This is a genomic window from Lutibacter aestuarii (assembly GCF_042676885.1).
GTDB lineage: Bacteria > Bacteroidota > Bacteroidia > Flavobacteriales > Flavobacteriaceae > Lutibacter > Lutibacter aestuarii.
Genome location: NZ_JBHTIC010000006.1, coordinates 461,090 through 475,283, shown reverse-complemented (window position 1 = coordinate 475,283; position 14,194 = coordinate 461,090). Strand labels below are relative to the sequence as shown.

14 protein-coding genes are annotated in these 14,194 nt (G+C 30.2%); 9 read left to right on the top strand and 5 right to left on the bottom strand.

Going from position 1 to position 14,194, the window contains the following annotated elements; translation table 11 throughout:
* Positions 1–65: 65 nt before the first annotated feature.
* A complete protein-coding gene (pruA, locus tag ACFQZW_RS06835; protein ID WP_298265400.1) occupies positions 66–1,691 on the bottom strand; it encodes an L-glutamate gamma-semialdehyde dehydrogenase in 1,626 nt (541 codons plus the stop codon).
* Between the two features lie 106 nt (positions 1,692–1,797).
* Between pruA and ACFQZW_RS06830 the strand changes: the two genes are divergently transcribed.
* Positions 1,798–2,511: an NRDE family protein gene (locus tag ACFQZW_RS06830; protein ID WP_298265399.1), complete on the top strand. Its 714-nt coding sequence runs from the start codon at positions 1,798–1,800 to the stop codon at positions 2,509–2,511.
* Here ACFQZW_RS06830 and ACFQZW_RS06825 read toward each other — a convergent pair.
* The 3 genes from ACFQZW_RS06825 to ACFQZW_RS06815 are packed head-to-tail and all read right to left on the bottom strand — an operon-like array spanning position 2,491 to position 5,293.
* Complete coding sequence (locus ACFQZW_RS06825; RefSeq protein WP_298265397.1) at positions 2,491–3,648, bottom strand: DUF3667 domain-containing protein; 1,158 nt, start codon at positions 3,646–3,648, stop codon at positions 2,491–2,493. The genes ACFQZW_RS06830 and ACFQZW_RS06825 overlap by 21 nt on opposite strands.
* Before the next feature lie 3 nt (positions 3,649–3,651).
* Entirely contained in the window at positions 3,652–4,038 is a 387-nt protein-coding gene (gene apaG, locus ACFQZW_RS06820; protein WP_298265396.1) for a Co2+/Mg2+ efflux protein ApaG, read from the bottom strand.
* Between the two features lie 55 nt (positions 4,039–4,093).
* Positions 4,094–5,293 (bottom strand): type IX secretion system plug protein, encoded by a 1,200-nt coding sequence (locus tag ACFQZW_RS06815; RefSeq protein WP_386781962.1) that lies wholly within the window; start codon positions 5,291–5,293, stop codon positions 4,094–4,096.
* A gap of 230 nt (positions 5,294–5,523) precedes the next feature.
* On the opposite strand from ACFQZW_RS06815, the gene ACFQZW_RS06810 reads away from it, so the two are divergent.
* The 7 genes from ACFQZW_RS06810 (at position 5,524) to ACFQZW_RS06780 (ending at position 11,992) form a co-directional block, all read left to right on the top strand.
* Complete coding sequence (locus tag ACFQZW_RS06810; protein WP_298265392.1) at positions 5,524–6,873, top strand: Na(+)-translocating NADH-quinone reductase subunit A; 1,350 nt, start codon at positions 5,524–5,526, stop codon at positions 6,871–6,873.
* Between the two features lie 4 nt (positions 6,874–6,877).
* The gene (locus ACFQZW_RS06805; protein WP_298265390.1) at positions 6,878–8,101 is read left to right on the top strand and encodes an NADH:ubiquinone reductase (Na(+)-transporting) subunit B; all 1,224 of its coding nucleotides are present in this window, start codon (positions 6,878–6,880) and stop codon (positions 8,099–8,101) included.
* Between the two features lie 2 nt (positions 8,102–8,103).
* Entirely contained in the window at positions 8,104–8,847 is a 744-nt protein-coding gene (locus tag ACFQZW_RS06800; RefSeq protein ID WP_386781959.1) for a Na(+)-translocating NADH-quinone reductase subunit C, read from the top strand.
* Positions 8,848–8,850: 3 nt separating this feature from the next.
* Positions 8,851–9,498, top strand: a complete 648-nt coding sequence (locus ACFQZW_RS06795; protein ID WP_298265386.1) for an NADH:ubiquinone reductase (Na(+)-transporting) subunit D — start codon at positions 8,851–8,853, stop codon at positions 9,496–9,498.
* 3 nt (positions 9,499–9,501) lie between these two features.
* Positions 9,502–10,215 (top strand): NADH:ubiquinone reductase (Na(+)-transporting) subunit E, encoded by a 714-nt coding sequence (gene nqrE / locus ACFQZW_RS06790; RefSeq protein WP_298284847.1) that lies wholly within the window; start codon positions 9,502–9,504, stop codon positions 10,213–10,215.
* A 2-nt stretch (positions 10,216–10,217) separates the two neighbouring features.
* A complete protein-coding gene (gene nqrF / locus ACFQZW_RS06785; protein ID WP_298265519.1) occupies positions 10,218–11,528 on the top strand; it encodes an NADH:ubiquinone reductase (Na(+)-transporting) subunit F in 1,311 nt (436 codons plus the stop codon).
* A gap of 83 nt (positions 11,529–11,611) precedes the next feature.
* A complete protein-coding gene (locus ACFQZW_RS06780) occupies positions 11,612–11,992 on the top strand; it encodes a Na(+)-translocating NADH-quinone reductase subunit F (protein WP_298265382.1) in 381 nt (126 codons plus the stop codon).
* A 60-nt stretch (positions 11,993–12,052) separates the two neighbouring features.
* On the opposite strand, the gene ACFQZW_RS06775 is transcribed toward ACFQZW_RS06780, so the two are convergent.
* Positions 12,053–12,892: an OmpA/MotB family protein gene (locus tag ACFQZW_RS06775; protein WP_298265380.1), complete on the bottom strand. Its 840-nt coding sequence runs from the start codon at positions 12,890–12,892 to the stop codon at positions 12,053–12,055.
* Positions 12,893–13,040: 148 nt separating this feature from the next.
* Between ACFQZW_RS06775 and ACFQZW_RS06770 the strand changes: the two genes are divergently transcribed.
* Positions 13,041–14,027 (top strand): FAD:protein FMN transferase, encoded by a 987-nt coding sequence (locus ACFQZW_RS06770; RefSeq protein WP_298265378.1) that lies wholly within the window; start codon positions 13,041–13,043, stop codon positions 14,025–14,027.
* Positions 14,028–14,194: the final 167 nt, after the last annotated feature.

The following is a 14,194-nucleotide window of genomic DNA, read 5'->3' as shown; positions in this document are numbered from 1 at the left end:
TTTAAACTTTGTAACAAAAAAAGCTCGCTAAACAATTAGCGAGCTTTTTTTAAATATATTGTCTTTTATCCTAAAAATGGATATCTATAATCTGTTGGCGGTACAAAAGTTTCCTTAATTGTACGGTTACTTACCCAACGCAATAAATTCCACACTGAACCTGCTTTATCATTTGTTCCTGACCCGCGAGCACCTCCAAAAGGCTGTTGTCCTACAACGGCTCCCGTTGGTTTGTCGTTTATGTAAAAGTTTCCTGCTGCATTTTCTAATTTATTAGTTGCGGTTTCAATTACATAACGATCTCCACTAAAAATAGCTCCTGTTAAAGCATATTCACTTGTATTATCCACAACATCTAAAATTTCTTCCCACTGTTCATCTTCATAAACATAAATAGTTATTATTGGACCAAATAATTCAGTACACATAGTTTTATAATTTGGATTGGTAGTAACAATTACTGTAGGCTCAATAAAATACCCAACAGAATCATCATAACCACCACCTATAATTATCTCAGCATCAGCATCTTTCTTTGCTTGATCTAAATAACCTGCCAATTTATCAAATGCTTTTCTATCGATGACTGAATTGATAAAATTTGAAGTATCTTCAGGTGAGCCTATTTTAAAAGATTTTACATCTTTTTCTACTGAAGTTTTAATTTCGTTCCATAAACTTTTTGGTAAATATGCACGTGAAGCTGCTGAACATTTTTGACCTTGATATTCAAAAGCTCCTCTTGAAATTGCAGTTGCAACTTCTTGTGCATTTGCACTTGGGTGTGCCCAAATAAAGTCTTTTCCTCCAGTTTCTCCAACAATTCTTGGATACGTTTTATAGGTGTCCATATTTTTACCTATGGTTTCCCAAAAACTATTAAAAACTGGTGTAGATCCCGTAAAGTGAACTCCAGAAAAATCTGGGCTATTCAACAACGTGTCTGTTATCATACTTGAGCTACCAGTAACCATGTTTATTACACCATCAGGTAAACCAGCTGCTTTAAACAATTCCATAATAACTTGCGCTGAGTATACTTGTGTACTCGCAGGTTTCCAAATTACCACATTTCCCATCATAGCAGGTGCTGCTGGTAGGTTTCCTGCAATTGCAGTAAAATTAAATGGTGTAATTGCATAAACAAAACCTTCTAATGGGCGGTACTCCATTCTATTCCAAATACCTGGTGCCGATTGTGGTTGGTTACTATAAATTTCAGTCATAAACTCTACGTTAAAACGTAAAAAGTCAATCAACTCACAAGCTGAATCTATTTCGGCTTGGAAAGCATTTTTTGACTGAGCAATCATAGTTGCTGCATTCATTTTATAACGAAAAGGTCCTGATAACAATTCTGCGGCTTTTAAAAAAATTGCTGCTCTATGCTCCCAGCTTGTTGCTGCCCATTGTTTACGAGCTTCTGCCGCTTTTGTAATTGCTAATTCTATATGTTCTTTTTCGGCTGTATGATATTTTCCAACACAGTGTTTATGGTCATGCGGTGGATGAATATCTACAGTATTTCCTGTTCGGTATTCTTTTCCTCCAATATAAAAAGGAATATCAACTTGCTCACCATACATTTTTTTGTAGGTATCTAATAATAACTTACGTTCTGGTGTTCCAGGAGCATAAGAATTAATGGGCTCGTTAACTGCTTTTGGTACATTGTAAAATCCTGAAGCCATGGTATTAATTTTTAAGGTTTTTTAGTTTAAATTTGTTGGCAAAGTTACAAAATCGAAATGACTTATTTTTGTTCAAACTAATACTCAATACTCATATTTTAATAGCATGTGTACCGTTACTTTTTTACCTTTATCAAATACAGATTTCATTTTAACTTCAAACAGAGATGAACAAAAACAACGCGAAACACTTCCTCCTAAAACTTATATTGATGATGGAGTTGAGTTATTTTTTCCAAAAGATAAATTAGCTGGAGGCACTTGGATTGGAACAAGTTCTAAAAAAAGATTGGTTTGTGTTTTAAATGGTGCATTTATAAAACATAAAAGAAATACTCCTTATAAAAAAAGTCGAGGAGTTATTGCAAAAGAGCTATTAAAAACAACTCATTTATTAAATTCAATTGAGCAATTAGATTTAACTAAAATTGAGCCTTTTACCATGGTAATTGTAGATTGGAATCATCAATTAAGTTTATATGAACTCATTTGGGATAATCATAAAAAACACTTTTCTAAATTGGAAAATGAAGCTAAAATATGGTCATCATCTACACTTTATACTGAAGAAATTAAAGAAACTCGAAAACAATGGTTTCAAAACTGGCTTAAAAACAACGAGTTTTCAACTGAAAATATCTTAAAATTCCATCATTCAGAAATTGGTGAAAAAGAACAATCTATTTTAATGAAAAGAAAAAATGTTGAAACTGTGAGCATTACATCTATTCAAAAAATAAACAATACTATAAGTATGTTTTATGAAGATATTGTAAACACAAAAACGTATCAAATTAAATTACCCCAAAATAAAAGATAATACTGCAACAATTGTAAAACCAACTATAGCTAAAAACATATAGTAGCTATTTAATAATATAAATTTTATGATGGTTTTTATTCTTCCTTGTTCATAAAAATAACGCAAGGCTTTATATAAATATATTAAAAATATAACGATTAAAACCCAAGCTACATTTTGCATTTTTACAAAAAAGTTAAGAAAATAAAAAATTGTAAAAAGTAAAAAGAAAACTGTTTGTGTATGGAAAACAAAAACCAAATGTTCCATATAAGTATATTTTCTTCTAATATAAAGCAGCTTTAAAAACAAGGTAAAAACAGGTAAAAATATAAATAGAGAAATGGATATATAAGAGGTCAATGTTTTTAAAAACGTTTTTCCTTTATCTTCTTTTACTTTGTCTAAATTTTTATGAGAGTTTATAGTTTGCTGATAACAAAACCTATTCCAAAAAGTTTCTTCATATTCCAAAGTATCAAGCGCTTGTTTTATGGTATAGGTAGGATGTTCTTTATGAAAATGTTGAAAATCGTTTATTTTATGAAAAAAACTAATTTTTTTAATGGTATCTATTTTACTTTTATAAACATACTTTTCGTCTTTCTTTTTTGATTTATCTTTTAAAACACTAAACACTTTATTTAATTCTTCAAGCTCTCCTTTATTTAGAGAATCTTTTGAAGTATTTGCAATTTGTTCTGTTGTTGTTTTTAAAATGGAATCAAGTTGCTCTGCACTATTTTCAGACAATGAATCTAATTTACTACTAACTTCAACTAAATTGCCTAAAGGTTTTACTTCATCTAACCTATTACTAATTCCAAGGATTAGAAAAAATACAATTGATACATTTAAATATAATTGAAAAGGGTTTACAAAACGCTGTCTTTTGCCTTCTATATAATCTTTAGATACCTTACCTGGTTTAGTTAATAAAGGAATAAAAGTTCTCCAAAACCTAGAATCATACGAAAAAAATCCAGAAAATAAATTGTTTAAAAAAACACTAAAACTTAATGCTTTTGTAGAGTTTTTTTGTCCACAATATGAACAAAAATTCTCATTTCCAGTTAAAGGTTGCCCACAATTTAAACACTCTAATCCTTTTATTTGATTAGGCTTTCTTTTAAACTTTACTAATTTATATTTCATAAATTAATTATAAATACTTGAAACCATTAACTGAAATGTAGGTATGTACACCTTAAATGCTTTAGATGTTGAAAAGTTAACCATATTATAATATCCTTTCATAGCTCCAATAGGAGATGTTAAAAAACAACTGGATTTATAAGTGTGTATTTGTGAAGGTTTTAAAATTGGTTTTTTCCCAATTACACCAGACCCCTCCACAATTTCAGTATTATTTAATGAATCAAAAATTTTCCAATAACGGTCTAAAAGTTGAACTGTATCATTACTTTGATTTTCAATGGTAACTTGGTAACTAAAAGCATAGTACAGCCTATAATTTCTATAACTTGTGCCTTCAAAGTTAGAAATTACTGAAATTTTTATTCCATTTGTTACTTGTTGCACCATATACAATTATTGCTCAATACACAATACCAAATATACTAATTTTTTGAAATTGATACTAATTGTTTATTTTTTCAGAATTCCCAAAACCAACACCTATAACTCTAGTATATCTACTTCCAAACTTCTTATAATACACCAAAACTGTATAATCATTTTCGGTTTGGTAAAATGACCCATCTATATCATGATTGCGAATACTTCCATCATTGGATTTAGTAACATATTGATAATTATAGAAACCTTGTTTTAATAATAATGTGGCTTCATACAAACCAGAATTCATATTATACTGAAGTTTATTTTCTTCTAGCAATTTCCAATTATTATAATTTCCTTGAATGTAGATTTCTTTTCCCTCCAAATTTTCTAAACTTTTTAGTGAAAAATGAACCCAGCTATAATCAGCATCAGTTTGTGGATTTTCACCATTTAAAGTTCTAATTATAAAATTCCCATTAATGTCTGGAAATAATGTATAAGGAAGGTCTATTCTTTCATCATTAGTATATAAATAGGTATGATATAATTCTTCTCCTTGCTCAACATTGGAAATATTTAATGTGGTGCTTCTTATCGCTTTTGAATCAAAGTATAAAAATTCATTCCCTCCAAAAAAACTTGTCTCCTTATTATATTTATATAACAACTGTGTTCCTCTATAAAATTGTGGTTTTAAACCTGCAATTGCAGTTTGCCAGTTGTTGTTTTGAATTATTACAGGAACTACTTCTGCACTTGGATTGTTAATTCTAAAATTAGGATTATTGATAATAAATTCTACCGATTGCTTAGATTGGATTGTTGAAATGTCTCTACTACGGTAAACTGCTACTGCTACTGTAACCTTTGGTTCATAAACCACAAATTTTCTATTAAAAACAACTTTATTATCTTCATCTAATATTGAAATTATATAATTGCCTGAAATTTTAAAACTTGTATGTTCATTAGGAAATATTACACTATAATTTGTATATGGCTGAAGGGTATTGAACGAATTTTCATAATCACGAATTCTGTATTCCGCATAGCCATTTATAAATTCAAACGCCGTTAAATTAGAGCTTTCCCAAAACTCATTACAATGTTCAATTTTATAAGAATAATCATGTTCATCTGCATTTAAATCATCAAATGATAATTTAATTTTTTCATCTAATCTTATTATAGGAGCAAATGCATTTACACCAACTGGTTTTAATATGATTGTTTTAATATGATTTGGTTCAATTATTTCATCTTGAGAAAAACTCAATTGAAAAATTAAAAAAAAGATGATGCTTAGAAACGTACTTTTCAAAATAAAATATTAATACTAGATTTGACAAAATTTATACCAAATATATAACTGTAAACGCAATAAACCTTAAATTGATTGTAAATGAAGACTAATATTGAATAAAAAGTTGTTAAAAAATGTTAAAACTACGTTAGAAATTCTTATTTTTGTGCCGTTTTTTAAAGACTATTAAATATACTTAAAATATGTCACAAGACATTCAAATTAAAAAAGGTCTAGATATTAAGCTAAAAGGTGAATCTGAAAAAATTACCGAAAACGCACTATCTAGTAATGTAATAACATTAAAGCCTGAAGATTTCCACAGCATCATTCCTAAATTATCTAAAAAAGTTGGTGAATTTGTAAAAGCAGGAGAGTCTGTTTTTTATAACAAATCCATTGAAGAGATGAAATTTGTTTCACCTGTTAGTGGTGAGGTTACTGATATTGTTCGTGGTGAAAAAAGAAAAATATTAGCCATTAAGATTAAAGCTGATACAAAACAACAATTTGTTGATTATGGGATAAAAGATCCAAAAGCCATGAATGCTGAGGAAATTAAAAACCATTTATTAAACACAGGTTGTTGGTCTTTTATCAAGCAAAGACCTTATGACGTAATTGCAAATCCAACAAAAACTCCAAAAGCTATTTTTGTATCTGCCTATGCAAGTGCTCCTTTAGCTGCTGATTATGATTATGTGTTGGCAGGAAAAGAAAATGAATTGCAAGCGGCAATCACGGCTTTAAGTAAGTTAACCACAGGAACTATTCATGTTTCCGTTGGTAAAAACTCAAATTCACCATTAACTGGCTTAAATAACATAGCACTACACAAAGTTTCAGGACCACACCCATCAGGAAATGTAGGTACTCAAATTGCAAAAATTGACCCTGTCAACAAAGGTGAAGTTGTTTGGACTATTACACCACAAGATTTAGTAATTATTGGAGAATTATTACTAACTGGAAAATTTAATGCAGAGCGTATTATTGCTTTAGCAGGTTCTTCCGTTAGTGCTCCAAAATACTATAAAACAATTATTGGAGCAACAATCACTTCAATTGTAGAAGGTAAATTAGTAGGAAAAAACAATAGAATTATTAGCGGAAACGTACTAACTGGTAAAGCCAAAAGTCTTAAAGATTGTTTAGGATACTATGATAATTTAGTTACTGTAATTCCTGAAGGAGATGATTACGAGCTCTTTGGTTGGACAGTGCCTGTTTTCAATAAAATATCAATGTCTAGAGCTTTAACTTTTTCTTGGTTATTTCCAAATAAAAAATACGATTTGAATACGAATACCAATGGAGAGCATAGAGCTTTTGTAATGACAGGCCAATACGAAAAAGTTTTCCCATTAGATATTTATCCGCTACAAATTTTAAAAGCTTGTATGTATAAAGATTTAGATGAAATGGAAGTATTGGGTATGTATGAAGTAGCACCAGAAGATTTTGCCTTAACTGAATTTGTATGTGTTTCTAAACAACCACACCAGCAAATTATTAGAGAAGGTTTAGACTTAATGTTAAAAGAAATAGGATAAGATTATGGGATTAAAAGAGAAATTACATAATATTAGCGAAAAAGTGAAAGGAACAAAATTCCAAACCATGTTTGGTGCCATTCACACACTTTTTTACACACCAAAAGAAACTACACATTCTGGAGGGCATTTGAGAGGAGCAGACGATTTAAAACGTACGATGATGAACGTTGTGCTTCCTTTAATTCCTTTATTAATATTTGGAATGTACAATGTAGGATTTCAACATAATGCTGCAATAAATGGTTTTCCTGAAGGAATTGGTTTTTTTAGTTCAGAGTTTTGGAATCTAGACAATTTTACATTTGGAGCTTTAAAATTATTACCGTTAGTTTTAGTTTCATACGTTGTAGGTTTAGGAATTGAGATACTTTTTGCTACCATAAACAATCACGAAGTTGAAGAAGGTTATTTTGTAACAGGTATGTTGGTTCCATTAATTATACCTATAGATACTCCTTTATGGATGCTTACGGTAGCTGTTATTTTTGGAGTTGTAATTGGAAAAGAAATTTTTGGAGGAACTGGAATGAATATCCTAAACCCAGCTTTAACAATTAGAGCATTTTTATTCTTTGCGTATCCAACTTGGATGAGTGGAGATAAAGTATGGGTAGCTGGCGCAAAGGAAAGAGCCAATGAAATAATGGAAGGTGCAAATTTAGATGCTATTTCTGGTGAAACCATTTTAGGAAGTTTAGCACAAGGTCAAGAATTAGCTTATTCAGTATCTGATATGTTCTTTGGTTTTGTACCTGGTTCTGTAGGTGAAACCTCCACACTATTAATATTACTTGGTGGTTTGTATTTGCTTTATACCAAAGTGGCAAGTTGGAGAATTATGTTATCATCTGTAATTGGTGCCTTAGTTATGGGACTTATTTTTAACGGCGTAGTAAACGCGGGTTGGATAACAGAAAGTAGTAAATTTTATTCGTTAATGAATACTGAATTTTGGCATCATTTATTAATTGGTGGTTTAGCTTTTGGTATTGTATTTATGGCAACCGACCCAGTAACGGGTTCACAAACAAATAAAGGAAAATGGATTTACGGTTTCTTTATTGGATTTATCTCGGTAATGATACGTGTATTTAACCCAGCTTATCCAGAAGGTGTGATGTTAGCCATTTTATTAATGAATGTGTTTGCTCCAACTATCGATCATTACGTGGTTCAAGCAAATGTAAAAAGAAGGTTAAAACGTTTAAAAGCAAAAACAGCATAGCAATGGCAAAAAATACTGATAGTAACGTTTATACAATATTATTCGCAACGGCAATGGTGCTTGTTGTTGGTACCTTATTAGCGTTTTTAGCTTCGTCATTAAAAGAAAAAATAGCTGAAAACAAGAGAATTGAAAAGCAACAAAATATATTGTATGCAATGGGCATTAATGAAAATGACGAAACTAGTGTTACGTTTGTTTCTAAAGAAATTGTTAGCGAAAAATTTTCTGAATACATCACTAAACAATTGATAATACAAGGGAGTGAAGTTACTGAAAATGATGAAGCGTATTTAATCGATTTAAAAAAGGAATCAGCTAGAGAAAAAGCAGGAGAACAAAGAAGACTCCCTTTATTTGTAGGTGAAAAAGAAAATTCTAAATTTTATATCATACCTGTAAGAGGAAAAGGTTTATGGGATGCTATTTGGGGTTATGTAGCTTTAGATAAAGATTTAGTAGTTCAAGGTGTATTTTTCGATCACGCAGGAGAAACTCCAGGTTTAGGATCTAACATAAAAGAACGTTTTTTTATGGACGATTTTATAGGTGAACACATCATGGATGGTGATACATTTAAAGGTATTGCAGTTTCAAAAAGTAATGCAGACCCTAAAAACTTAAGAAAAACAGATTTTGCAGTAGATGCAATTTCGGGCTCTACAATTACTGGTGATGGATTAGCAGCAATGCTTAAAAAAGATTTAAAAATGTATCTACCTTATTTAAAAACATTAAAGCAATAATTTATGGGACTTTTATCAAAAAAAGATATAAAATTAATAACAGATCCTTTAGCAGATAATAACCCAATTACTATTCAAGTTTTAGGTATTTGTTCTGCATTAGCTATTACAGCTGAATTAAAGGCATCTATAGTAATGTCTATTGCAGTACTTTTTGTAATGGGACTGGGTAATTTAACTATTTCATTAATGCGAAATATCATACCATCAAAAATCAGAATCATTGTTCAATTAATTGTAGTTGCTTCTTTAGTAATTATTGTTGATTTAGTGTTAAAAGCATTTGCTTATGAATTAAGTAAAACACTTTCGGTATTTGTAGGGTTAATTATTACCAATTGTATTATTATGGGACGTTTTGAAGCCTTTGCTTTAGGAAATGGACCTGTTCGATCATTTATAGATGGTGTAGGAAATGCGTTGGGATACGCATTAATATTAATAATTGTTGGGTTTTTTAGAGAGTTACTAGGTTCTGGTACCTTGTTGGGATATAAAGTTTTAGGCGACCCTATTGAAAAAACTGGTGTATATGCTTTTGGTTATGAAAACAACGGTTTTATGTTGTTAGCACCAATGGCATTAATTACTGTAGGAATTATTATTTGGGTACAACGCTCAAGAAATGAAGCATTAATAGAAGACAACTAAGATATGGAGCATTTAGAATTATTTTTTAAGTCAATATTTGTAGATAACATGGTATTTGCAACATTCTTAGGGATGTGTTCATACTTAGCAGTATCTAAAAAAGTATCAACTGCTGTAGGATTAGGTGCAGCAGTAATATTTGTAATGGCAATTACGGTTCCTTTAAACTGGTTATTAGACCAATATATTTTACAAGATGGTGCTTTAGCTTGGTTAGGTGAAGAGTATGCCGCTTATGATTTAAGTTTCCTTTCATTTATTATGTTTATTGCAACCATTGCAACAATGGTACAATTAGTTGAAATAATTGTTGAAAAATTCGCTCCAGCATTGTACAACTCTTTAGGAATCTTTTTACCTCTTATCGCGGTAAACTGTGCTATTTTAGGAGGGTCGTTATTTATGCAATCAAGAGAAATTGCTTCTTTAGATTTAGCATTTAATTATGGTATTAGTTCAGGAATAGGTTTCTTTTTAGCAATCTTAACAATTGCTGCTATTCGTGAAAAAATTAGATATTCAAATATTCCTGCACCATTAAGAGGACTGGGAATTACATTTATTATAACTGGTTTAATGGCAATTGGATTTATGAGTTTTGGAGGAATGTTAACTGGTGGTGATGAAGAAACAATCAAAGAAGAACAAACTGTTCAAGTTAAGGTTAAAGACAACGATAAAGAACTAGTTATTAACGAAAAAGAAACTAAAGAGTAATGATGATACTAGCAGCAAATACTTTAGGCGTAATTGTAGCAACTGTTGCAGCATTTTTAGTGCTAATACTATTACTTGTTACAGTATTATTAGTTGTAAAACAAAAACTTTCTCCTTCTGGCCCTGTAAAAATTACAATAAATGGAGAAAAAGAAATTGAAGTTGCTTCTGGAGCAACTTTACTTACAACTTTAGGAAATGAAAAAATATTTTTACCATCGGCGTGTGGTGGTGGTGGAACCTGTATACAATGCGAATGTCACGTTCATTCAGGAGGAGGAGAGGCCTTACCAACCGAAACACCACATTTCTCTAGAAAAGAATTGAAAGAGGGTATTCGATTGGCATGTCAGGTAAAAGTGAAACAAAACATGGATATTTCAATTCCTGAAGAGATTTTTGGAATTAAAAAATGGGAAGCAACTGTTGTTAGAAACTACAATGTAGCATCTTTTATTAAAGAATTTGTTGTTGAAATTCCTGAAGATATGAATTATAAGGCAGGTGGTTACATTCAAATTGAAATTCCAGAATGTGAAATCGATTATAAAGATATTGATATAACAGCTCATCCTGAAGAACACGATACTCCAGATAAATTCCAAATGGAATGGGATAAATTTGGTTTATGGGATTTAAAAATGAAAAATACTGAATTGGTAGAACGCGCCTATTCTATGGCTTCTTTCCCAGCAGAAGGACGTGAAATTATGTTGAATGTTCGTATTGCAACTCCACCTTGGGATAGAGCTAAAAATGGATGGATGAATGTAAATCCTGGTATTGCTTCTTCTTATATCTTTTCAAGAAAAAAAGGAGATAAAGTAACTATTTCTGGTCCTTATGGTGAGTTCTTTATTAATGAATCTGATGCTGAAATGTTATATGTTGGTGGTGGTGCTGGTATGGCTCCAATGCGTTCTCACTTATACCACTTATTTAAAACACTAAAAACAAACCGTAAAGTTACTTATTGGTATGGTGGACGTTCTAAGCGTGAATTGTTCTATCTAGAACATTTTTATGATTTAGAAAAAGAGTTTCCCAACTTTAAGTTTTATCTAGTATTGTCTGAACCAGCTCCTGAAGATAATTGGGTAAACAAAAAAGACATTAACGATCCTGAAGGAGATGGATTTACTGGCTTTGTACACCAAGCAGTAATTGATGAATATTTATCTAAACATGATGCTCCAGAAGACTTAGAATTATATTTCTGTGGACCTCCATTAATGAACAAAGCAGTTCAAAAAATGGGAGAAGACTTTGGTTTAGAAGATGAGAATATTAGATTTGATGATTTTGGAGGATAAACTAAATTCAACATCACAATTTTAACACTATAAAATAAAATCCGGTACATTTGTATCGGATTTTTTATTTAATCAATCTTAATATGAGTAAAAGACCTTTAACAAAACAAGAACTGCATAATTTAGCAATGAACATCGTAGGAAAAGATCTAGAAGCTAAAGGATTTGAATTTATTGCTATCAATAGTCAGTTAAAAACAAATCCACAATTTGTATGTATTGATGAAAATAATGTTAGACATTTTGTGCTAGTAAAAACAGCACATATTTCAGAATATGCAATAACCTACGATGTTATTTGGATGGAAACATTTAAAGCTCATGCAAGAAAAAATAATGCTAAGGTATTGTTTGCGGGAGTTGGTATAGGAAACATCAATAATAAAAACTTACCTCCTAATTTAAATGAAGAATACCTTTTGCAATATGAGGGCTTACAATTATTAGATATTGAACTTAATTAAGTTTGCTTCAAAAAAAAACCACGCTGTAGCGTGGTTTTTTTTGAATATTAACTAATTAAATTAGTCTATTTTACTTTCTAGTAATTTAAAGAATTGATCTAATTTTGGCATTAAAACAATTCTAGTTCTTCTGTTACGAGCTCTACCTTCAACAGTATCATTAGTTTCTAATGGTAAATACTCACTTCTACCAGCCGCAATTAAACGAGTAGGATCAATACTAAAATCTTTTTGTAACATTCTAACAACAGATGTTGCACGTTTTACACTTAAATCCCAGTTGTCTTTAATTCCAGCAGTACTAATTGGCTTATTATCAGTATAACCTTCTACCATAATTTCAAGTTCTGGTTGTGCAGAAACAACATCAGCAACTTTTTTAAGAACATCTTTCGCCGCTGAAGAAATTGTAGCACTTCCGCTTCTAAATAATAACTTATCAGCTATAGAAATATACACAACAGTTTTTTCAACATCTACTTGAATATCTTCATCATTAAATCCATCTTTCAATACACTTTTAAGTTTGAAACCTAAAGCCAAATTAATAGAATCTCTTCTAGTCATTGCTTTTTGGATGTGTTGAATATATTCATCTTTTTTACCCATTTGAGCCAATGTTTCTTTAATATTATCTGAAGCAGATTTAGATAATACGGTTAAATTGTCAACGTACTCTAATGTTTTTTCTTTGTCCTTTTTCAAATCAACAACTTGTTGTTCTAAAGCAGAAACTTGAGCATCTTTTTCTACTCTACATTTCATTAAATCAGCTTTTACATCAACCAATTCTTGATTTTTTTTGTTAAAACTATCCTCTAGTTCTGTATATTTTTTTTGAGATACACAAGAACTCAACACTACTGATGCAAAAATCATCAATACAACTATTTTTCTCATAATTCTTATACTGTTTTAAATGTTAATGGCAAATTTAAAAAAAAGAAGTGTAGAATACTATATTTTAGACTAATTTAAGATGATTTTAGCATTAATTAAAATTATATATTTGTGTCTTAGTTTTTTAATCATCCTATAAGCTTAACCTTTGAAAAAAATAACTTATATACTTGCATTTATTGTTTTCATTTCCTGTAAAGATAATGAACCTAAATTAACAACTTTACAAGGAAACGCAATTGGTACTACATTTACAATTAAATATTTAGGAGAAAGCACCATTGATTTTGAGTCTAAAATTGATAGTTTAATTAAATTAGTAAATAAATCAACATCTACCTACATTCCAACATCAGATATTTCTAAAATCAACAAAGGAGATAGCACTGTAATTATTGATTCATATTTTAAAGAAGTTTTTATAAAATCTGAAAGAATATACAAAGAAACAAATGGAGATTTTGATCCAACAGTTGGAATTTTGGTAAATGCTTGGGGATTTGGGCCTGAAAAAGAAATTCAAGATTTAGACTCTTTAAAAATTACCCAACTTTTAAAATATGTAGGTTTTAATAAAGTGAAGCTTCAAAACAATAAAGTATTTAAACAGTATCCTGAAATTTATTTCGATTTTAATGCTATAGGAAAAGGGTTTTTAGTAGATGTTATAGGAAGATTGTTTGAACGCTACCACATTAAAAATTATATGGTTGAAATAGGAGGAGAAATTAGAGCTAAAGGAAAAAACCACCATGGTGAATTTTGGAGAATTGCCATTGAAAATCCAAATTTTGATGGAACAAGATCAATTGCAACTACCATACAACTTAAAAACGAATCGATAGCTACTTCAGGAAACTATAGAAAGTTTAAAACAACAACAGATGGTAAAAAATATGTGCATACCATTAATACCAAAACTGGATATGCTAATGAGAGTAATTTATTAAGCGCCTCTGTTATTACCAAAGGAGATTGCGCAGATGCTGATGGTTATGCTACCGCATTTATGGCAATGGGCTTAGAGAAAACTAAGCTTTTTTTAAAATCTCACAATGAGTTGAAATCTTTTTTAATTTTTGCAGATGAAAATGGAGAATTAAAAACATTCAAATCAGAAAATTTTGAAGATTAAATAAATGTTACTTTTCTTAATCTTCTATTTTTAAAAAATTTAACATCTTTTTTTATATTTCCTTAGATACACTTTGTCTAAGTATTAACACTTTTTTAACACTCATAATATTAGGCTTATATTTTTATAACATTTACAATTCTTTACAGTAAACCCTGAGTTTCATA